General features: G+C 70.2%; 16 protein-coding genes and 1 riboswitch. Of the genes, 9 read left to right on the plus strand and 7 right to left on the minus strand.

Translation table 11 applies throughout. From position 1 onward, the window contains the following. Positions 1-154: 154 nt before the first annotated feature. Positions 155-4012, minus strand: coding sequence for a DUF748 domain-containing protein (locus R0232_RS20350; RefSeq protein ID WP_431509208.1), 3858 nt, complete (start codon positions 4010-4012; stop codon positions 155-157). Positions 4013-4612: 600 nt separating this feature from the next. On the opposite strand from R0232_RS20350, the gene R0232_RS20355 reads away from it, so the two are divergent. The 3 genes from R0232_RS20355 to nrdR all read left to right on the plus strand — a co-directional run bounded on the left by R0232_RS20355 (position 4613) and on the right by nrdR (position 7412). Next, on the plus strand, positions 4613-5479 hold the full coding sequence (locus R0232_RS20355) for a lytic transglycosylase domain-containing protein (RefSeq protein WP_093344313.1): 867 nt from the start codon (positions 4613-4615) through the stop codon (positions 5477-5479). A gap of 44 nt (positions 5480-5523) precedes the next feature. Continuing rightward, a riboswitch (ZMP/ZTP riboswitch) is annotated at positions 5524-5658 on the plus strand. Positions 5659-5699: 41 nt separating this feature from the next. Next, a complete protein-coding gene (glyA, locus tag R0232_RS20360) occupies positions 5700-6944 on the plus strand; it encodes a serine hydroxymethyltransferase (protein ID WP_093344314.1) in 1245 nt (414 codons plus the stop codon). A gap of 24 nt (positions 6945-6968) precedes the next feature. Continuing rightward, complete coding sequence (nrdR, locus tag R0232_RS20365; protein ID WP_057594475.1) at positions 6969-7412, plus strand: transcriptional regulator NrdR; 444 nt, start codon at positions 6969-6971, stop codon at positions 7410-7412. Positions 7413-7448: 36 nt separating this feature from the next. Here the strand turns inward: nrdR and R0232_RS20370 are convergent, their stop codons facing one another. The 6 genes from R0232_RS20370 to pilV are packed head-to-tail and all read right to left on the minus strand — an operon-like array spanning position 7449 to position 14284. Continuing rightward, complete coding sequence (locus tag R0232_RS20370; RefSeq protein WP_431509209.1) at positions 7449-7997, minus strand: GspH/FimT family pseudopilin; 549 nt, start codon at positions 7995-7997, stop codon at positions 7449-7451. After that, entirely contained in the window at positions 7994-8422 is a 429-nt protein-coding gene (locus tag R0232_RS20375; protein WP_431509210.1) for a type IV pilin protein, read from the minus strand. The genes R0232_RS20370 and R0232_RS20375 overlap by 4 nt, the downstream gene beginning before the upstream one ends. Beyond that, positions 8419-12090 carry a pilus assembly protein gene (locus R0232_RS20380; RefSeq protein WP_431509211.1) on the minus strand — a complete coding sequence of 1224 codons (3672 nt, stop codon included), beginning with the start codon at positions 12088-12090 and terminating at the stop codon, positions 8419-8421. The genes R0232_RS20375 and R0232_RS20380 overlap by 4 nt, the downstream gene beginning before the upstream one ends. Before the next feature lie 10 nt (positions 12091-12100). Further along, on the minus strand, positions 12101-12745 hold the full coding sequence (locus R0232_RS20385) for a pilus assembly PilX family protein (RefSeq protein WP_431509212.1): 645 nt from the start codon (positions 12743-12745) through the stop codon (positions 12101-12103). Next, positions 12742-13686: a PilW family protein gene (locus tag R0232_RS20390; protein WP_431509213.1), complete on the minus strand. Its 945-nt coding sequence runs from the start codon at positions 13684-13686 to the stop codon at positions 12742-12744. Before R0232_RS20390 ends, R0232_RS20385 begins: the two co-directional genes overlap by 4 nt. After that, positions 13679-14284: a type IV pilus modification protein PilV gene (gene pilV, locus R0232_RS20395; protein WP_431509214.1), complete on the minus strand. Its 606-nt coding sequence runs from the start codon at positions 14282-14284 to the stop codon at positions 13679-13681. The genes R0232_RS20390 and pilV overlap by 8 nt, the downstream gene beginning before the upstream one ends. A 159-nt stretch (positions 14285-14443) precedes the next feature. Between pilV and ribD the strand changes: the two genes are divergently transcribed. From ribD to R0232_RS20425, 6 genes are all read left to right on the plus strand, one after another. Beyond that, a complete protein-coding gene (gene ribD, locus R0232_RS20400) occupies positions 14444-15571 on the plus strand; it encodes a bifunctional diaminohydroxyphosphoribosylaminopyrimidine deaminase/5-amino-6-(5-phosphoribosylamino)uracil reductase RibD (protein WP_431509215.1) in 1128 nt (375 codons plus the stop codon). Positions 15572-15693: 122 nt separating this feature from the next. Further along, entirely contained in the window at positions 15694-16341 is a 648-nt protein-coding gene (locus R0232_RS20405; protein WP_057594483.1) for a riboflavin synthase, read from the plus strand. 37 nt (positions 16342-16378) lie between these two features. Beyond that, the gene (gene ribBA / locus R0232_RS20410) at positions 16379-17533 is read left to right on the plus strand and encodes a bifunctional 3,4-dihydroxy-2-butanone-4-phosphate synthase/GTP cyclohydrolase II (RefSeq protein ID WP_431509216.1); all 1155 of its coding nucleotides are present in this window, start codon (positions 16379-16381) and stop codon (positions 17531-17533) included. A 5-nt stretch (positions 17534-17538) separates the two neighbouring features. Then, the gene (gene ribH / locus R0232_RS20415; protein WP_057594485.1) at positions 17539-18015 is read left to right on the plus strand and encodes a 6,7-dimethyl-8-ribityllumazine synthase; all 477 of its coding nucleotides are present in this window, start codon (positions 17539-17541) and stop codon (positions 18013-18015) included. Continuing rightward, positions 18012-18581 carry a transcription antitermination factor NusB gene (nusB, locus tag R0232_RS20420; RefSeq protein WP_093344327.1) on the plus strand — a complete coding sequence of 190 codons (570 nt, stop codon included), beginning with the start codon at positions 18012-18014 and terminating at the stop codon, positions 18579-18581. Before ribH ends, nusB begins: the two co-directional genes overlap by 4 nt. A gap of 49 nt (positions 18582-18630) precedes the next feature. Beyond that, positions 18631-19815, plus strand: a complete 1185-nt coding sequence (locus R0232_RS20425; protein ID WP_057594487.1) for a pyridoxal phosphate-dependent aminotransferase — start codon at positions 18631-18633, stop codon at positions 19813-19815. Positions 19816-20054: the final 239 nt, after the last annotated feature.

The raw sequence follows: 20054 nt of genomic DNA on the forward strand, positions 1-20054 counted from the left end.
TGCCGCGCGCCGTCGAAATCCACCTTGCGGCGCGGCCCGGCGATGCGGCGAAACGACGCCTGGATCGGTCGCGCCGCAGGGGGAAACGTTGCCTGCATATATAGCAGTGCACCGTGAAAAACCAAGGGGCGCCGCGCGGCGCCCCTCTCGGTGCTCAGCGCATCGCGAGCTTGAGCTCGGCGCCCGGCTTCCAGTCGTCGCCGCTGGCCGTGGTGCGCACCGCGCCGAGGAACAGGCGCTCGCTCGTGAGCTTCTGCGACAGCAGGTAGTCGCGCACGGCGGCGCCGCGCGCCACCGCCAGCTGGCGCATCGACTCCTCGTCGACCGGCACGCTCGCGAGCAGCAGGTTCTCCATCTCCTTGAGCGGCAGGTCCTTGGCCAGGCCGACCATGTTGCGCGGCTTGGTGATGTCGGCGCGCTTGTAGACGGCGGTCAGCAGCTCGGGGTACTCGGCGTCGGTGACCGGCGGCACGTCGGTGCCGGCCTGGCCGCCGCGCACCACGGCACGGCGCTTCTCGGCCAGGGTCATCTGGCGCAGGCGCTGGCGCTGGTAGGCATCGCGCTCCTTCTCGAGGCTGGCGGTGCCGATCACGGTCATCTCGAGCGTCGGCCGCTCGGCCAGCGCCTTCACGACCTTGTCGAGGCTTTCCTTCGACGAGGCGCTCAGCTCCGAGCTGCCGGGCTCGAAGGTGATGGTGCTCGACTCGCTGCTGCCGCCGCCGCCCAGGCCGCCGGTCAGCAGGCTGAACGGCGCGGTCACGGCCTTCACGATCAGGTTGACCACCGCCTTGAAGATCAGCGGCCCGATGCTGAACTGCGGGTCGTTGAGCGAGCCGCGCAGCGGCAGGTCGACGTCGATCACGCCGTTGCGGTCGGCCAGCAGCGCCACCGCGAGCTTGACCGGCAGGCTGTTGGGCGCGCCGGCGACCTCCTCGCCGAACTGCAGCTGGTTGAGCACCAGCTTGTTGGTGGCGGTGAGCTGGCCGTCGGGCGCGATCTTGTAGTTGACGTCCATGCTCATCTTGCCGCGCTCGATACCGTGGCCGGCGTAGCGCACCGAGTACGGCGACAGCGGCGCGAGGTCCAGGTCGCGCATCTTCGCGGTGATGTCGAGCTCGAGCGGCTTGGCCAGCGGATTGAGCTTGCCGGTGATCTCGAGCGCCGCGGTCTGCTGCGCCTTGCCGCGCAACTCGAGCTCGGCCAGCGCCGGCCGGCCGCCCTGCCCGTTCGGCGGATTCGACGAGAAGGAACTGAGCTTGCCGGTCAGCTCGCTGAGGTCGGCCGAGTAGTTGGGCTTGACGAACAGGTCGGTGAAGTCGATCTTGCCGTTGACCAGGCTCATCGGGCCGAAGTTGATGACCGGCGCCGGGCCGCCGGCGGCCGGCGCGGCCTGGGCCACCGCGGGGGGGGCGGAGGCCGGCTTGGCCGGTTCGGAGGCGCCGCCGACCATCAGCTCGGCCGGCACCGGCGCGCCGCCCGCGGGCCGCTCCGGTCCGCGCGTGGTGGTGGTCGTGCCGCCCAGGCTGCGGCGCGAACGGGTTTCGACGGCCGCGGCCGTGGCCGCGTTGGCCTCGGCCTCGCCCTTCTTGGTCAGGCTCAGCAGGTTGAGCTGGCCGTTCGGATCGACGATCACGCGGGCGAAGAAGTCGGTCAGCGTGGTCTCGCGCACGTCGACGGTGGGCGCCGCATTGGGCGCCAGGCCCACCTGCAGGCCGCGCAGGCTCAGCGTCTTCCAGCTCAGCAACTGGTTGTTGTTGCGGTCGAAGCCCGGCGACTGGGTCAGCGACACGCTGTTGGCGCGGAAGTCGTCGAGCGCGGTGTCGCCCGCCAGCTTGACGGTCATGCCCGCCGGGGCGGTCGCGTAGTCCACGCTGCCGCGGTAGCTGACGAAGGCCCGGCGGATGTCGACGTTGAGCGCGTCGGCGTAGTAGGCCTTGAAGGCATGGGCCGGGAACGAGGCCACCTCGAGCCGGCCTTCGGCGGCCAGCGGCTTGAGCACGATGTGGCCCTTGTAGTCGAAGCGGCCCGGATCGGCGCGGCGGCCCGAGCCGATGCGGCCCGACACCTGCAGCGGCGACTTGGTGGCGGTCTCGGGCGCGAGCTTCTCGGCATTGAGCTTGAAGGCCGTGATCTCGACCGCGACCGGCGTGGCGCTGGCCTTGTCGGCATACGAGAGGCTGCCGTTGTCGACCGCGAACGTGCCGACGGTCAGCGCCCAGGGCTTGGTGTTGGCGCCCGGCGGTGCCGATTCGGGGCCGCTGCCGGCCGGCTTGGGCGCGGCCACCTTGGCCTCGGCTTCGGGCTTGCCGCCCGCAGCGGCCGGCGTCTTGAGCCAGCGCTCGAACATCCAGCGCTTCTCGCTGTCGCGCTCGATGCTGACCTTGGGATTGGTGGCGGTGAACGAGCCCACGGCCAGCGTGTGCTTCGCCATGTCGACCTCGGTATCGCGCAGCTCGAAGCGGCCGACGCTCGCGAGCGCGGTCTTGGCCTGGGTCAGCGCCAGGTTGTCGGCCGCCACCCGCCTGGCCTTGAAGCGCAGGTCCGGCGGTGCCCAGGCGACGTCGATTTCGCCGCTGAGCTTGCCGTCGAGCGTGGGTTCCAGGCTGTGGGCCAGGTAGGGCGCGGCCAGCGAGAGCGGCAGCGCGTCGACCTCGGTCTGCACGTCGGCCGCCTTGTCGGTGCCGCTGCCCTTGAACTTGAGCGTGGCGCCGCCGACCGCGGTGCTGCCGCTGAACTGGGCCGGCTTCTCCATCGGCCAGGTGAGGGCCGTGACGTCGATGCCGAGCTCGGTGACGTCGATTGCCGCGCCGGGCTGCACGGTCTCGTCGCGCCAGCCGATGCGCCCGCCGCTGAGGGCGACCTTGTCGACCTGGACCTTGAGCGTGGGCTTCGGTGCCGCCACGCCCGCTGCGCCGCTCGCGGCACTGGCGGGCGGTGCCGGCGGCTTGGCCGCGACCACCTTCTCGGTCTGGCCCGTGGCCGGATCGCGCGCCATCAGGTTGAGCTGGCCCGAGGCATCGCGCGCCACCACCAGTTGCGGGCTCGCCAGCGCGACCTCGCTGAGATGGAACACCGATTCGAGCGGCCGCACGTCGGCCAGCGCGAGCTTGAGCGAGTCGAAGGCCAGCAGGTCGCGCCCGCGCGCATCGGCCAGCTTGGCGCCGTGCGCCTCGACCGTGCCGGTGACCTTGAGGCCGACCGTGGTGGCCTGCTGGAAGTCGATCTTGAGGTCGGCGTCGAGGCTGCCGGCCTGCAGCTGCACCGGCAGGCCGCCCGGGATGTAGCCCAGGTACGGCGCGAGGTCGAGCCCCTTGAACTGCACGTGGGCGTCGGTCTTGCGGCTGGCGGCGAAGGGCGTGGTCAGCGCGGCCGAGTCGAACTTGCTGCCGTTGAGCGCGAAGGCCAGCTTGGGCTCGGTGTTGACCTCGCGCTGCGAGGCCAGGTTGCTGAGGAACGGCACCTTGAGCACGAAGTCGCGCAGCTCATGGCGGCGCTTGACGGTCTGGTCGTCGAAGTCGACCGCGCCCTCGGTGATCGCGATGTTGTAGATGGCGAAGCGCGCGGGCTCGGCCTTGGGGTCGGGCGGCGGGCCGGAGGCCAGCTTGGCCAGGATGTCGTCGATGTCGTACTTGCCGTCGGCCTGGTGGGTCAGCAGGATGGCCGGCGCTTCCACCGTCACCGCGTCGATCACGGGCGCGAGCCGGAACAACGACTGCAGCTCGGCATCGGCATAGATGCGCCGCACGGCGACCTGGGTGTTCTTGCCGTCGGCGGTGGCGATGCGCAGGTTGTTGAGCGTGAGCTCGAGGGTCCAGGGCTTGAAGCCGATGCGCTCCACCGTGACCTGGCGGCCCAGCTTCTCGCTCGCGATCTTCTGCAGCTGGCTCTTGGCGATCGGCGGCACCGCCAGCCAGGCCAGGACCCAAAGGCCCAGAAGCACGAGCAGTGCAACGATCCCGCGTCGCACCCATTTGTTCTTTCTCAAGCTCTGTATCGAGGCGGCAGCATTCATTCGCGCGAGTGTGCCCCAAACAGGTGGCAAGCCAGAAACAAGAAAGCCCGGCAACGCGACGAATGTCATGTCACCGGGCTTGATGGCGGGCATACACCCATTGCCATCGTTTCGCTCGACCGGAAGTCAATGGTTCCTGTCGTGCTGGCAGCAAGAGATTGCCGCCGTGGATCCTCCGCCGTTCGAGCCCGCGGCTTGCACCGTGACTGCCTGGCTTCGGAAAGCACCTGAAAACCTCAGGCCTGTTCAGCTTAGGCGCCCCTTCCCGGCTTTTCAAACCCGATTTCTCAAGGGATTTCCCTTAAGAAGGATGCGGTCCCGGACACGGATTTGAAACATTTGTTCGACACTTTTAAGAATTAAGACTGAATTCCTTATGCTTGACCGGGTATTTAGCAACGATAGAATCCCGCCTGCTCCGATCGCCCGACGCGACGGAACCACCCTGTATCCGCTGCCGACTCCCCCCGGCTTGATCAGACGGCCGCGCACCTTATCCCCCTGAGCGCGGAATCTGATTGGTACCAATCCAAGCGCCGCTGCCTCCATCCCATCGCCCTTCCCGGCGCTGCGACAGGTGCCGCACAGAAAGGAAGAGCGATGAACAAGGCGTTTGATGCCACGGCCCGCGGGCTGAGGACCTTCGTGTCCGATGTGGCAGACGGCTTTTTTGAAATCACGCACAACGGTTTCGCCCTGCTGGGCCTGGCCATCGTGTTCGCGGTCCTCGCCCTCGTGGCGCGGCCCGACCTGCGCCATCAAGGCGAGGAACAGCTCATGGGCTGGCTGCAGTCGCGCAAACCCGCGCCCGAAGCCACCGACCTCGAGCCGACCGCGATCGAGCGCACGACGGCCGCGAGCCCCGGCGACCTGCCCAAGCAGCAGGCCGCCGTGGCTTACTGGCTCAGCAAGAAGTACCGCGTCGCGGCCGAGCCGCTGAGCGTGCTCGTGGCCGAGGCCTACAACATCGGCAAGCACACCAAGCTCGATCCGACGCTGATCCTCGCGATCATGGCGGTCGAGTCCAGCTTCAACCCGTTCGCGCAGAGCCAGGTCGGCGCGCAGGGCCTGATGCAGGTCATGACTCGCGTGCACGGCGACAAGTACGAGCCGGCCGGCGGCACGCTGACCGCCTTCGACCCCGTGACCAACATGCGGGTCGGCGTGAAGGTGCTGCAGGAATGCATCGCCCGCGCCGGTTCGCTCGAAGGCGGCCTGCGCTACTACGTGGGCGCGGCCAACCTCGAGGACGACGGCGGCTATGCCGGCAAGGTGATGGCCGAGCGCGAGCGCCTGCTGCAGGTGGCCAGCGGCCGCGCGCCCTCGCCGTTCGCGCCGACGCCGCCGGTGCTGCGTCCGCAGCCGCTGCCCCTGCCGGTGGTGGCCCCGGCCAAGCCCGACGAGGCGACCGAGCCGGCCAACGGCCCCACGCCGCCCAAGGTGGCGCTGCTGTCGGCCGTGTCCTGAATCTCCTTTCGCCCGCCGCCGGGCCGGTCCGATCCGCTACACTCGACCGGGTACGCGACTGGCGATAGGCGCGGTGCCGACAAGGCACCCGCGCTGACGTGGACTACCACTGGGAAGCGTACCGCCTGCGACGTCGCTCCAGACGCGCAGGCGATCAGCCGTTCGCCTGGGCAGCCCTTGTTTGGTTGAAGAACAAGGACCTCGTCTTCAAAGGACTGCCATGTACCAACGCAACATCCTGGTCGAACAGACCGATCCCGAAATCTGGGCTGCCATCCAGGCCGAAAACGCGCGCCAGGAACACCACATCGAGCTGATCGCGAGCGAGAACTACGCCTCGCCGGCCGTCATGGCCGCGCAGGGCTCGCAGCTCACCAACAAGTACGCCGAGGGCTACCCGGGCAAACGCTACTACGGCGGCTGCGAGCACGTCGACGTGGCCGAGCAGTTGGCCATCGACCGCGTGAAGCAGATCTTCGGCGCCGAAGCGGCCAACGTGCAGCCCCATTGCGGCGCGTCGGCCAACGAGGCCGTGCTGCTGGCCTTCCTGAAGCCCGGCGACACCATCATGGGCATGAGCCTGGCCGAAGGCGGCCACCTGACCCACGGCATGCCGCTCAACATGAGCGGCAAGTGGTTCAACGTGGTGAGCTACGGCCTGGACGCCAACGAAGCCATCGACTACGACGCGATGGAACGCAAGGCGCACGAGCACCAGCCCAAGCTGATCATCGCGGGCGCCTCGGCCTACTCGCTGCGCATCGATTTCGAGCGCTTCGCCAAGGTGGCCAAGGACGTCGGCGCGATCTTCATGGTCGACATCGCCCACTACGCCGGCCTGGTGGCCGCGGGCGTCTACCCGAACCCGGTGCCGCACGCCGACATCGTGACCTCGACCACCCACAAGAGCCTGCGCGGCCCGCGCGGCGGCATCATCCTGATGAAGTCGCAGCACGAGAAGGCGATCAACAGCGCGATCTTCCCGGGCCTGCAAGGCGGCCCGCTGATGCACGTGATCGCCGCCAAGGCGGTGGCCTTCAAGGAAGCGCTGTCGCCCGAGTTCAAGGCCTACCAGCAACAGGTGGTCAAGAATGCCCAGATCGTGGCCGAAACGCTCACGCAGCGCGGCCTGCGCATCGTGAGCGGACGCACCGAAAGCCACGTGATGCTGGTCGACCTGCGCGCCAAGGGCATCACCGGCAAGGAAGCCGAGGCCGTGCTGGGCAGCGCCCACATGACCATCAACAAGAACGCGATCCCCAACGACCCCGAGAAGCCGATGGTGACCAGCGGCGTGCGTGTCGGCACGCCGGCCATGACCACGCGCGGCTTCAAGGACGAAGAGGCCCGCATCACCGCGAACCTGATCGCCGACGTGCTCGAGAACCCGCGCGATGCCGCGAACATCGACGCCGTGCGCGCCAAGGTCCACGCGCTGACCAGCCGCTTCCCGGTCTACCGCTGACCCCGAAGAAGAAGCCCTGACCGCATGAAATGCCCTTTTTGCGGTCATCTCGAAACGCAGGTCGTCGAGACCCGCGTTTCGGAAGACGCCGACTTCGTGCGCAGGCGCCGCCAGTGCGGTGCCTGCGACAAGCGCTTCACCACCTACGAGCGCCCCGACGTCAACTTCCCGGTCGTCGTGAAGAAGGATGGCAGCCGCGCCGACTTCGACTCGACCAAGGTCCGCGCCTCGATGATGCTGGCGCTGCGCAAGCGGCCGGTGAGCATCGAGCAGATCGACAACGCGCTGCTGCGCATCGAACAGAAGCTGCTCGCCAGCGGCCTGCGCGAAATCGAGTCGACCAAGGTCGGCGAACTCGTGATGCGCGAACTCAAGAAGCTCGACAAGGTGGCCTACGTGCGCTTCGCCTCGGTCTATCGCAGCTTCGAGGACGTGGACGAGTTCCGTCAGTTGCTGCGCGACATTTGAGCCGCGGCGTGTCAACGCCGGGCCGAGGGACGGCCGCTACCCGCCGCCCTGCCCGCACACACCCGTTCCGCATTCCCCCGCCCGGTCGGGGTTGCAACTGCGGGCCCGCCCCGACGCCGAGAGGACGATGGCCGCGCGCCGCCCCGTCTCGGCCCTGAACGCGAGGCAGCCCGCGCCGAAGCCCGCATGGCGCACCCGCCGCGAGAAGCCGTTGCCGTCGTAGTGCACCCCTTGCGCCAACCCGCCGCCCAGTTCCCGGTCGACCGCGATGCCCGGCGGCAGCCCGTCGAAGCGACGCAGCACGCGCGGTGCGTGGTCGCCACCGGCATCGGCCACCACCACCCAGCCCGCATCCCAGCCCGCGCCGCCTTCGGCCAGCACGCTGACCGGCTCGCCCCGTCGGATCGCCTCGATCCGCGCCATCCCGAGCGCTGCCACGAAGGCCTGCGATGCGGCTGCCAGCCTCTGATGGAGCAGCAGCGCGCGAAAACCCGGCACGCCGACGGCGGCCAGGATGGCGACGATGGCGATCACGGTGAGCAGCTCGATCAGCGTGAGCCCGCGCGAGCGTCCCGCGCGCTTCATTGCCAGCACCGCGCACGCTGCGCGCCATCGCAGCCGCGGCCGCCCGTGCTGTCCAGCCACAGGTTGCCGACCGGCGGGTCCGAGAAGCCGGGCTTGAGCCGCGCCGAGAGCCGCAGGCAGTCGTCGAGGCTGCGCTGGCCGTCGCAGTGCTCGCTGCGCACGAGGTACTTGCCGCCCTGCCCGCTCTCGGCGGAATCGCCTTCGTAGCGCCGGTAGTGGCCATCGACGGTGAAGTGGCGCTCCTGCTGCTGCATCTGCGCGAGCAGCGCCGACCGCGCCTCGGCGCGCCAGCCCCGGTGCACCGCATCGACGTAGGAGGGAAAGGCGATGGCCGCGAGGATGGCGACGATCGCGAGCGCGATCAGCACTTCGACCAGGCTCCATCCGAGGGCCGCGCCCGCTCGATGGCCGTGGCGGGAGATCATGGCCGTGTCCTTTGCGGGTCCGGCACCTGGCGCCAGTTGAGACGGCCGGCGCGGCGCGACACCGTGGCACCGTCGGGCGGCTGCGCGACCGACACCGCCGTGCCCTTGCGGGTGCCGGGGCTGAGGACCGAGAGCCGCCGCGTCTCGACGCGCCGACCGGCCGGATCGGCGGCACCGTAGGACGCATCGCCCTGCTGGACCACGAAAGGCGCACCGAGCAGCCCCGCCTCCGAGGGCGCGCAGGTGCCGCCCTTGGACAGGCCGGTCATCGCGTCCACGGCGCAATTGCGCCCACCGCCTTCGCCGCAGGCCGCCTGCGGCGGAATCAGCGTGTTGAAGAACAGGCGGCCGTCGGCCAGCACGGACCGCTCGACCTGGCGCTCGCCCTGGTCGCGCGACGCCGGCAGGTCGAGGTACCAGCCGCGCCGCCGTGTCGTCGCGCGGTCGAAGGCGCCGTAGACGAAAGCCTGGCCCTCGATGGCCGTCAGCCCGCCCTCGATGGGCCGTGCCTGCCGCGACGCCAATTGGGTCCGCGCCTCGCCCGCACGGATCGGCGTGCCCGTGTCCTGCACCGCATACACGGTCTGGACGCCGCGCCGCGAGGCGCCGAGGTCCGCCGGCTCGACGAACTGACCGGTGCCGAACAACACGATGCCACCGCCGCCGGGCCCGAGCCCCACTTCCGGCGGCACCGTGATCGGCTGGCGCCGGCTGCCCGCGCCGCCGTCCATCGCGACCATCAGCGGCGCACCGCCGAAGCCGAGCGCGTTGGCCTCGCTCCAGGGCGCATCGCGCTCGAAGTCGAACTTCCACAGATTGCCCTGGGTATCGCCGGCATAGAGCCAGCGGACCGTTCCGTCGTCGGCCGCATGGTCGCCGGGCGCGCTCGCGAGCGCATTGACCAGGCTGTCAGCGGCGGGCCGGGGCAGCAGGATCTTGTGATAGTCGAGACCGCGCCGCCAGGGCGTTCCGGCCGGCTTGTCGAGCGACAGCAGGAACAGCGCGGCGCGTTTCTCGGAGTTGCGGTTGTTGAAGCCCGAGGGCACGACCGCGAACCAGGCATGGGTGGCCGGGCGGCCCGCCGTCGCGGCTTTGGTGCGGAACTTCAGGATACGCGGCGGCTGCATCAGGTGGCCCATGTCGAGGTCGTCGGCACTGCCGAACTCCCACAGCACCTTGTCGGCCGAGAAGGCCCGCGGATCGCTGACATCGAGCGCGAAGACACCGGTGGCGCCCGCGCCCAGGCCCGAGACCAGCACGCTCTTCCACGGGCCGTTCGCCATGCGCGCCTCGGCCACCGTGGGCGTGCCGTCGACATAGGCGCGATGCGCGCCACCGGGCTGCGCGAGCTGGCCCAGCGCGGGAAACAGCAGTCGCGGGACGTAGCCGAAAAGCTCCTCGCCCGTGCGCGCCGAGAAGGCATGCAGCATGCCGTCGTTGGCACCCAGATAGACCGCGGGCTCGCGCTGGCGATGCGTGGCGAGGAACGCCGGGTAGCCGGCCTCGCGCGGGGCGGGATCGGGCGCGCCGACGTACACCGGGGCCGCATGCGCGACATCGCCCATCACCGAGTCGCGCACGCGGAAGCGGCCGCCCGCGAACGAGGCTTCGTTTCGGCGCTCGCCGCGCAGGTAGTTCAGGCGGTCGCGGGCCAGGGTGTCGGTGGCCCCGGCAGGCATCGGGGATGCGGGTTCGGTCGCCGTGCGCAGCGAACGCCGCAAGGGCTCGTCGAGCGCCTCCCATTCGAAGGGAATGCCGTCGCCTGCCGTCGACAGCGTGAAGATCTTTCGCGGCGCCGATGCACCGGATTTCTCCACGCGTGCATCGAGCAAGGCGCCCGCATCCCACGACGGCGTGTCGGCCACGCGCAAGGCGCCCGTGTCGGGATCGGTGAACAGGCGAAGCGACAGCAAGGTGCCAGCCCAGCGCCGGCTGTCGGAGCGCGAGCGATAGAGGCTCGCGCCGGCCGCGCTCACCGCGTTCGAGGAGATCGCAGCTGTGGCATTCGCGCCCAGCGGCGGCGCGGTGGCACGGCGAAGCACGCGGCGCAACGCATCCGCCGTCGATCGCGCATCGCTGGCGAGGAAGTAGTTGGCCGGCATCGGCTGCCCGTCATGGTCGAGCCCTTCCGCCCATTCGGCGTTGCCGAACTGCGCCGACATGCCCGCAGCATCCGGGGCTCCGAAGAGCGCGATGGTCCGGAACGGATTGCCGTCGCCGTTGCGGTCGACGAATCCACCGTACTTGGCCGCCAGATACGGTGCGCTGCCGCGCTGGCGCATGCCCACCACGGCACTGCGGTCGGCATCCAGGTCGATCGCGAACGTCTGCACGCGCGCATCGGGATGGTCGCCGCGGATCCGCTGCGTGTGCGCCCAGTAGGCGAGTCCCGCCATGCCGAAGGCGCCATGGGCCGCGCCCGCCTTCCGATTCTCGAAAGCACCGACGAGCCGGGCCCAGTACGCGGTGTCGGGCGAGAAGGCCGCACTGCCCGAGCCCGGCGCCAAACCATCACGCCCGGTGTCGAGGTCGCCGATGTTCAGGATGTGATGTCGCTGGCAGTTCCCGAGCACCGGGTCCGCGGGCATCGGCAGCTTCGCCTGCAGGTAGCGCAGCGATTCATGGAACAGCTCGCCCGCGGGATCGAAGCGCGCGTAGTCGCCCGAGCGTCCGAAGCGGTTCACCGCCGCGATGACACCCTGCGCGGTGCCCGCGGGGTCGCCACGGAACACACCGGTGCGCGCATCCCATTCGGCCCGCGGGTTCTCGACCCGGTCGAACGCGGCATCGGTCTTCTCCGGCCCGATGGACTTCATCGCTTCGCGCAGTACACCGCCATGGCGCCTGGGATCGTTGCCAGGCAGGTAGCCGAACACGGCGAAACGCGCGTCGCCCGCATGGGCCTGCAAGGCGCCCACGGGTTTGTGATGCCCGCTGGGATAGGCGGCGCAAAGATCGCGGCGCACGGCGGCCTCGTCGGCGGCGCAGACTTCGACGCGCGCGAAGTAGAGTTCGGCCCCAGCCGCCGAGACGCAGCCGCGGTCCGCATCGGTGCGCGTGTCCGCATCGACGACCAGCCGATCCCCGCAGTTCCGGATGCGCAGCGTGTCGTCCGCGCGAAGGCCGCTGCGCGGAGTCAACCGCTCCAGATGCCCGCGCACGGTCTTGACGGGAAGCTCGACGCCAGCCCCGATCGGCCAGGTCGCTCGCTGCAGCACGGTCCGCTCCGGCCTGTCCACCACGCGGTCGCCGCCGGTCAGCGCCATGCGCAGCTGATCGAGCGGCGATGCCGTGGCCCAGTTCAGCAGATTGCCGCTCCACTGGCCGCGGCAGGCGATCTCGCCACCGGCGAGCGTGGTGGCCGTTGCCGTGCGTCGGAAGTAGCCCTCGACACGCAGGTAGTCGTAGCAGCCCTTCGCATCCCAATAGCCTTCGTAGACCTTGGCGGGCTCGAAGCCGCCAAGGTACGCCGGTCCCGCGTTCGAGGCCTTGATCGACAGGTCGATCACGATGTTGGGATCGGGCTGACCGGCCAGCGCGTGGACCGGCACGCTGGTCAGCAGCGCATCTGGCGGCGTCGTGGATGCGATGCCGGCCCCTGCCGGCGCGCTCCACGTCGTACAGAAAACGAGGGCGATGCACACGATGAATGCGCGAAACGAGGGCATGACAGTCCGATCAGGTGGAAGGAGAGGAAGCGTCGGCACAGCCGGGACTCGCCGACGGCTTGGCCAGCGTGGTCTGCAGCAGCACCCGCGTCTCCTCGCGCGGCCCGAAGCCGATGGCGGTGACGCGGAAGACATGCGTCGCGACGCCCGCGCTCGCGCTGTGCAGCACGCCCTGCGGGCCGCTGCCCCGGCTGCGCAGGGCCTCGACGACATAGCGCGGCGCGCGCACGGACAGACCACCGGCACCGGTGGCATAGACCTGCCCCGTGAAGCGGCCATAGGCCACCGACCGGCTCGCATCGGGTGCGAAATCGACCTGCGTCCATACCGGCGGGTCGCCCACCGGCGCGGCCGCGCAGAGTCCCAGCCGTGTGCCGGTCCCGGCGCAATCGACGACGAAGGCCGAGACATCGCGGCCGTCGAACAGGCACAGCCGCTGCGCCGCATGGTCGTTGGGCCCGAGCACGTCGCGCTCGGCATCGAGCAGCGCGGCCTCGGCCGCCTGGAAAGCCACCTCGGTGTCGCGGTCGTTGCGCGCGATGCGCTCGCCGACCAGCGCGTTCTGCGCCGCGGCGAGGCCGAGCACCGACACCACGAGCAGCAGCATCAGCACGACGATCAGCGAGAAGCCACGAGAGGCGGAAGACCGGTTCATGGCGCGGCCTCGCGTTGGCTGTTTCGCAGCGCCACCGTGAAGCTCGCGACACGCCGCAGCCGCCCGTCGGCCGCGGGCCGGAAACGCGCCGCCGGGAACTCGGGGCCGAGCGGATAGAGCTGCGCCTCCTCGGGCCGGGGCCAGTGGCCCGGCCGTGCGCTGCGCGCCACCATCCCGATGCGCAACGCCACCACCTGGCGCCAGGCCGCGTGGCCCAGCGACGACGTGGCCGCCACCGCATCGAGCTGCGCGGCATCGAGCCACTGCTCGGGCGTGCCGTCGCCATCGAGGTCGCGGCCGAACAGCACGCGGAACACCTCGATGCCGCGCGCCAGCGGCTCGGACCGGAAGTTGCCGCGCCGGTCGCCGCGGTATTTGCAATAGAGCTCGGGCTCCCCGTCGGCCGCCTCGGCGACATGGAAGATGCTCCAGGCCCGGTCGGCCGGCGTGGCGGTGCCGGCGCTCGGCGCGGGCTGCGCGAAACCCATGCAGTCGACCAGGGTGCCGTCGGCCTCCGTGGCGCTGCCGTCGTCGTCGGTGCGCGAGCTGCCGGCAAATCGCACCAGCAGCGAATCGCTGTCGTTCACGCCGCGTGCGTTGTGCCTCCCATAGCTTTCGCCGCTGGCGCCGACGCGCGTGTTGCGAGCACCGACGATGTCGAGGTCGAGGGGATCGCTCCCGGCGGCCGTGACCGTATCGCCGGCCGCGCGATCGGCATAGCCGGCCTGCCGCACCGTGCGCCGCACGACGAAGGCGGCGAAGCGCAGCGACTCCTCCACCGTGCGGGCCTCGGACTCGGCGACGAACAATTGCCGGCTGCCGCCGAAAGCCAGCATGGCCGCGAGCACCACCACCAGGCCGAGCGCCAGCGCGACCATCAGCTCGACCAGCGACACGCCACGCAGCCGCGCGCGCCCTGCGGGTTCGACACGCTCAGCCACCGCGCGGCCCCTCGCTGGCCTGCGCGGGCATCAGCGGCATCGCGAGCCGCGGCGGTGCCGATGCCCCCGCGCGATGCTGCGCCTCGCTCGCGTTGCGCGGCAACCAGCCGAGCTTGACGACCAGCAACGGTCCGTCGGCCTCGCAGTCCCAGGCATGGGCACCCGCTGCGTCGTTCCATGGATTGCCGTCGAAGCAGACCGTGATGCGCGCGCCCGGCAGGGCCTTCGCGGCGCGGCGCTTCCATGCCTGCATGTCCCAGCGCGCGAGGTCCTCGGGCCTGCAGGCGGCGCCGGCCGCCGCGCAATCGGTGACGCCCGCCTCGCCCGCGGCAGACCCTGCCGTCCATTGCGCCACGAGGTAGCCATTGGCCGCATCGCGCCGCCCCGCCACGGCCCGGTTGAGCCGCGTCTTCTCCGACAGCTCTCGCACCAGGTTCAGCGCCGCGCCGAAGTTCGCGGCCTCGCCGCTCGCGCGCACCGCCTGCAGCAACATGGCCGCCGCGCCGAGCAGCCCCAGGCTCAGCAGCGCGATGGACACCAGCACCTCCACGAGCGAAAAGCCCGCGGCGGCATGCGCCGTTCGATTCGACCTTGCCATATCCGTCCTCCCCCTGTTCTCTTCCGGTGTCGCGTGTCTCGCGATCGAACGGCAAGCGTACGAGTGCACCGGGCGCGAGCGCCGCGCCGTCCATCCGCATTCGCGCGCCGCTCGTATGATCCCGACGCACCCCTGTCAACTTTTCCTCGCGAAGCCTCCATGCCCTCCCCCGAACACGACGCGCAGCACATGGCGAGCGCCCTGCGCCTGGCCGCGTCGGCGCTGCTGATCACCGACCCGAACCCACGCGTGGGCTGCGTGATCGCCGATGCGCAGGGCCGCGTGCTCGGCCAGGGCCACACGCAGAAGGCCGGCGGCCCGCATGCCGAGGTGATGGCGCTGCGCGATGCGGCGGCACAGGGGCATCCGGTCGCGGGCGCCACCGCGTACGTCACGCTCGAACCCTGCGCCCACCATGGCCGCACCGGCCCGTGCTGCGACGCGCTGATCGCGGCCGGCATCGGCCGCGTGGTCGCCTCGCTCGCCGATCCCAATCCGCTGGTCGCGGGCCAGGGCTTCGAGCGGCTGCGCGCGGCGGGCGTGGCGGTCGAGGTGGGCCCAGGCGCCGAGGAAGCGCGCGAACTCAACCTCGGCTTCCTCTCGCGCATGGTCCGCAAGACTCCCTGGGTGCGCATGAAGGTCGCGGCCTCGCTCGACGGCCGCACCGGCCTCGCCAACGGCGTGAGCCAATGGATCACGGCCGAGGCCGCGCGCGCCGACGGCCACGCCTGGCGCGCCCGGGCCAGCGCGGTGCTGACGGGCGTCGGCACGGTGCTCGAGGACAACCCGCGCCTGGACGTACGGCTGGTCGAGACGCCGCGCCAACCGCACCTGGTGATCGTCGACAGCCACCTGCAGACCCCGCCCGACGCTCATCTTTTCATAGCAGGTCGCACGGTCTGGATCTACGCGGCGGTGCGCGACGAAGCCCGCGCCGCGGCGCTCGAGGCCCGCGGCGCCACGGTCAGCTGCCTGCCGAATGCCCACGGCAAGGTCGACCTGCCCGCGCTGCTGCGCGACCTCGCGGCGCGCGGCGTCAACGAGCTGCACGTGGAATCGGGCCACAAGCTCAATGGCTCGTTGCTGCGCGAGGGCTGCGTCGACGAGCTGCTGGTCTATCTCGCGCCCAAGCTGATCGGCAGCGGTCTGGACATCGCGAGCCAGATCCACGCCGACGGCCCGCTGCTCTCGCTGGCCGGGGCGCTGCCGCTGGCATTCCGCTCGGCCGACATGATCGGGCCCGACCTGCGGATCGTGGCGCGCGTGGCCGGCCGGGACGCTTTCTGACGCCGCCCGCGGCGCGCCGGCTGCCGTCCACAGCCGCCCGGCGAGACGCCCGCGCGACCGCGCCGGCGGTCCCGAAGTGCCAGGAAATGCCGCGGGCCTTCCGGACCTGCGAAAATGCGCGGATGTTCACCGGAATCATCACCGGCGTGGGGCGTATCGCCGCCATCCACGACCTCGGCTCCTCCTCCTCCCACGGCAAGAGACTCGGCATCGCGGCGCCCGACGGCTACCTCGACGACGTCGGCCTCGGCGACAGCATCGCGCTCAACGGCGCCTGCATGACCGTCACCAGTTTCGACCCCGCGCAGAGGCTTTTCACCATCGACATCTCGGCCGAGTCGCTCGACAAGACCGCGGGCCTGACCGAGGAAGGTGCGCGCATCAACCTCGAGAAGGCGCTGCGCGCGAGCGACCGCCTCGGCGGCCACATCGTCTCGGGCCATGTCGACGGCATCGGCACCGTGAGCCGCTTCGAGCCCGTGGGCGAGAGCTGGGAGCTGCGCGTGGTCGCGCCGCAGGCGCTGGCGCGCTTCCTGGCCTACAAGGGCTCGATCACCATCAACGGCGTGAGCCTCACGGTCAACACCGTCGCCGACGCGGCCGACGGCAGCAGCGAGATCAGCATCAACCTGATCCCGCACACCGTGCAGAACACCTCGCTGGGCGACCTGCGCGCCGGTTCGCGCGTGAACCTCGAAATCGACACCGTGGCGCGCTACGTGGAGCGCATGCTCCAGGCGGGCGTGCTGCAGCCGGCCCGGCCGGCCTGACACCGACATTCCCCGCATCCAAGGACCCCGCCCCATCATGAACGCATCCGTCACGCCGATCGGCGCCTCGCGCGCCAATCGGACGCCCGCGCCGATCTCCCCGGTCGAGGAGATCGTGGCCGAACTGGCCGCCGGCCGCATGGTCATCCTCGTCGACGAGGAAGACCGCGAGAACGAGGGCGACATCGTGGTCGCCGCCGACCACATCACGCCCGAGGCCATCAACTTCATGGCCCGCCATGCGCGCGGCCTGATCTGCCTCACGCTGTCGCGCGAGATGTGCGAACGCCTGCACCTGCCGCCAATGGTGGCGCGCAACGGCACCAAGCACGCGACCGCCTTCACGGTCTCGATCGAGGCCGCCGAGGGCGTGACCACCGGCATCTCGGCCGCCGACCGCGCCCGCACCGTGCAGGCCGCGGTGGCGCGCAACGCCGTGGCCGCCGACCTGGTGCAGCCCGGCCACATCTTCCCGCTGCAGGCGGTCGACGGCGGCGTGCTGATGCGCGCCGGCCATACCGAGGCCGGCTGCGACCTCGCCGCCATGGCCGGCTGCTCGCCCGCCTCGGTGATCTGCGAGGTGATGAACGAGGACGGCACGATGGCGCGCCTGCCCGACCTGCAGCTGTTCGCGGCCGAGCACGGCCTCAAGATCGGCACCATCGCGGCGCTGATCGAGCACCGCAGCCGCACCGAATCGCTGATCAAGAAGGTCGGCTGCCGCGAGATCCAGACCGCCTGGGGCGCCTTCACCGCCCATGCCTTCGTCGACCAGCCCAGCGGCGGCGTGCACCTCGCGCTGGTGCGCGGCAAGTGGGCGCCCGAGGACACGGTCGACGTGCGCGTGCACGAGCCGCTGTCGGTGCTCGACGCGCTCGAGATCAACCGCTCGCTGCACTCGTGGAGCCTGGACGCCAGCCTCTCGCACATCGCGCAGCTCGACCGGGGCGTGGCCGTGCTGCTGAACTGCGGCGAGACGGCGCACGAGCTGCTGGCCCAGTTCGACGGCACCGCGCGCCCCGCGCAGGCGCCCGAGCGCGGCCGCATGGACCTGCGCAGCTACGGCATCGGCGCGCAGATCCTGCGCGAATGCGGCGTACAGAAGATGAGATTGCTCGGCACGCCGCGGCGCATGCCGAGCATGGCGGCCGGCTACGGCCTCGAGATCGCCGGCTATCTGGCAAAGGACTGAACGACATGCAAGGTGCAAACCAGGGCGCGGCCGACAAGCCGCTGGACGGCAACAGCGGCAAGGGACTGCGCATCGGCATCGTGCAGGCGCGCTTCAATGCCGACATCACCGATGCGCTCGCCAGCGCCTGCCTCGACGAGTTCGCGGCGCTGGGCGTGGCCGCCAACGACATCCACCACGTGCGCGTGCCCGGCGCGCTCGAAGTGCCGGTCGCGCTGCAGGCGCTGGCCGAGCGCGGCGGCTACCACGCGCTGGTCGCGCTGGGCTGCATCATCCGCGGCGAGACCTACCACTTCGAGCTGGTGGCCAACGAATCGGGCGCGAGCGTGAGCCGCGTGGCGCTCGACTACAAGCTGCCCATCGCCAACGCCATCCTCACCACCGAGAACCTCGAGCAGGCCGTCGCCCGCCAGACCGACAAGGGCCGCGACGCGGCCCGCGTGGCGGTGGAAATGGCGCGACTGCTGGCCGACCTTTCATGACCGACGACACCAACCAAGAAGACCAGGGAGGCGCTGCGCCGCAGCGTTCCGCACGACCGGACAAGGCACGAGCGACGCGCACCGGCCTGACCTCCACCGGCGCGCGCAAGGCCTCGGCCAAGTCCAACCGCACCCGCGCGCGCGAGTTCGCGCTGCAGGCGCTCTACCAGCACCTCGTGGGCCGCAACGAGGCGGCCGCCATCGACAGCTTCACGCGCGACCTCGCGGGCTTCCACAAGGCCGATGCCGCGCACTACGACGCGCTGCTGCACGGCTCGATCGAAGGCGCCGAGCAGCTCGACGCGCTGATCGTGCCGCTGCTCGACCGCAAGCTGGCCGAGATCTCGCCGATCGAGCATGCCGTGATGTGGATCGGCGTCTACGAGTTCCAGCATTGCCTCGACGTGCCGTGGCGCGTGGTGCTCAACGAATGCATCGAGCTCGCCAAGGAGTTCGGCGGCACCGACGGCCACAAGTACGTGAACGCAGTGCTCAACGGCCTCGCGCCCCAGTTGCGTCCGCTCGAGGTCGAGGCCGACCGCGCGACCGGCAAGGCGCGGCCCTGATCCCGTCGCCTTCTCCTCTTCATCCTTCTTCTTTCGCGAAGCACCCCGCATGAGGATTTCGACCCGGGCCGAGCGCATCGAGCCCTTCTACGTGATGGAAGTGGCCAAGGCCGCCGGCAAGCTGGCGCGCGAGGTGGCCCACACCGACCGGCCGATGATCTTCCTGAACATCGGCGAGCCCGACTTCACCGCGCCGCCGCTGGTGCAGGAAGCCGCGGCGCGCGCCGTGCGCGCCGGTGCCACGCAGTACACCCAGGCCACCGGCCTCGACCACCTGCGCGAGCGCATCAGCCAGTGGTATCGCGACCGCTTCGGCGTCGACGTGCCGGCGCGCCGCATCGTGGTCACGGCCGGCGCCTCGGCCGCGCTGCAGCTGGCCTGCCTCACACTGATCGAGGCCGGCGACGAGATCCTGCTGCCCGACCCCAGCTATCCCTGCAACCGCCACTTCGTGAGCGCGGCCGAGGGCAAGGCGGTGCTGATCCCGACCACCGCCGAGGAGCGCTTCCAGCTCAGCGCCGACAAGGTCGAGGCCGCCTGGACCGACAAGACCCGCGGCGTGCTGCTGGCCTCGCCCTCGAACCCGACCGGCACCTCGATCGCGCGCGACGAGCTGCGGCGCATCCACGAGGTGGTGAGTTCGCGCGGCGGCATCACGCTGATCGACGAGATCTACCTGGGGCTGTCCTACGACGATGCCTACGGGCAGACGGCGCTGGCGATCGACGACAACGTGATCAGCATCAATAGCTTCAGCAAGTACTTCAACATGACGGGGTGGCGGCTGGGGTGGCTGGTGGTGCCGGATGTTCTGGTGCCTGTGGTGGAACGGCTGGCGCAGAACCTGTTCATCTGTGCGAGCACGGTGGCGCAGTACGCGGCGCTGGCTTGCTTCGAGGCGGAGAGCATTGCGGAGTACGAGCGTCGTCGCGGCGAATTCAAGGCGCGACGGGACTGGTTCATTCCGCAGCTCGAGGCGTTGGGGCTACCGGTTCCGGTGGTTCCGGATGGAGCCTTCTATGCCTGGGCCGATTGTTCGGGGTTGGCGGCTCGGCTCGGGATCTCGGGGAGCTGGGATTTTGCGTTCGAGGCTATGAAGCGGGCGCATGTGGCTGTGACTCCTGGTCGCGACTTCGGGACTGCTGATACTGCTCGCTTTGTTCGGTTCTCTACGGCTAGTTCCATGGCGCATCTTGAGGAAGCTATTGGTCGGTTGCGTGGTTTGGCTGGATGAGGGGTTCGGCTTTCTGGTTTGACGCTGCTTTTTTGTTGAGGCCGTTGGCCGGGAATTCCGCCCGGCGGCGGACCTACTTTCTTTTGCTTCGCCAAAAGAAAGTAGGCAAAGAAAAGGCGACCCCGCTGTCTGTGTCCCTTCGCTTCGCTACGGGCAACCTGCGGTGCTCGGAGAAAGCGGGGGTCCGCAGAACTCGCTGCGCTGCGCTCCGCTCAGACAGCTGCGGCCCTTATCCCGCT

It is taken from the genome of Variovorax sp. DAIF25, assembly GCF_050711835.1.
GTDB lineage: Bacteria > Pseudomonadota > Gammaproteobacteria > Burkholderiales > Burkholderiaceae_C > Variovorax.

What these genes read in the sequence shown, in the direction of transcription:
- R0232_RS20385 (WP_431509212.1), bottom strand. Translation starts at nt 12,745, where the DNA reads ATGAACCGGTCTTCCGCCTCTCGTGGCTTCTCGCTGATCGTCGTGCTG.
- R0232_RS20375 (WP_431509210.1), bottom strand. Translation starts at nt 8,422, where the DNA reads ATGATCTCCCGCCACGGCCATCGAGCGGGCGCGGCCCTCGGATGGAGC.
- ribBA (WP_431509216.1), top strand. Translation starts at nt 16,379, where the DNA reads ATGAACGCATCCGTCACGCCGATCGGCGCCTCGCGCGCCAATCGGACG.
- R0232_RS20350 (WP_431509208.1), bottom strand. Translation starts at nt 4,012, where the DNA reads ATGAATGCTGCCGCCTCGATACAGAGCTTGAGAAAGAACAAATGGGTG.
- nrdR (WP_057594475.1), top strand. Translation starts at nt 6,969, where the DNA reads ATGAAATGCCCTTTTTGCGGTCATCTCGAAACGCAGGTCGTCGAGACC.
- R0232_RS20405 (WP_057594483.1), top strand. Translation starts at nt 15,694, where the DNA reads ATGTTCACCGGAATCATCACCGGCGTGGGGCGTATCGCCGCCATCCAC.
- R0232_RS20425 (WP_057594487.1), top strand. Translation starts at nt 18,631, where the DNA reads ATGAGGATTTCGACCCGGGCCGAGCGCATCGAGCCCTTCTACGTGATG.
- ribD (WP_431509215.1), top strand. Translation starts at nt 14,444, where the DNA reads ATGCCCTCCCCCGAACACGACGCGCAGCACATGGCGAGCGCCCTGCGC.
- ribH (WP_057594485.1), top strand. Translation starts at nt 17,539, where the DNA reads ATGCAAGGTGCAAACCAGGGCGCGGCCGACAAGCCGCTGGACGGCAAC.
- R0232_RS20370 (WP_431509209.1), bottom strand. Translation starts at nt 7,997, where the DNA reads ATGAAGCGCGCGGGACGCTCGCGCGGGCTCACGCTGATCGAGCTGCTC.
- R0232_RS20380 (WP_431509211.1), bottom strand. Translation starts at nt 12,090, where the DNA reads ATGCCCTCGTTTCGCGCATTCATCGTGTGCATCGCCCTCGTTTTCTGT.
- R0232_RS20355 (WP_093344313.1), top strand. Translation starts at nt 4,613, where the DNA reads ATGAACAAGGCGTTTGATGCCACGGCCCGCGGGCTGAGGACCTTCGTG.
- nusB (WP_093344327.1), top strand. Translation starts at nt 18,012, where the DNA reads ATGACCGACGACACCAACCAAGAAGACCAGGGAGGCGCTGCGCCGCAG.
- glyA (WP_093344314.1), top strand. Translation starts at nt 5,700, where the DNA reads ATGTACCAACGCAACATCCTGGTCGAACAGACCGATCCCGAAATCTGG.
- pilV (WP_431509214.1), bottom strand. Translation starts at nt 14,284, where the DNA reads ATGGCAAGGTCGAATCGAACGGCGCATGCCGCCGCGGGCTTTTCGCTC.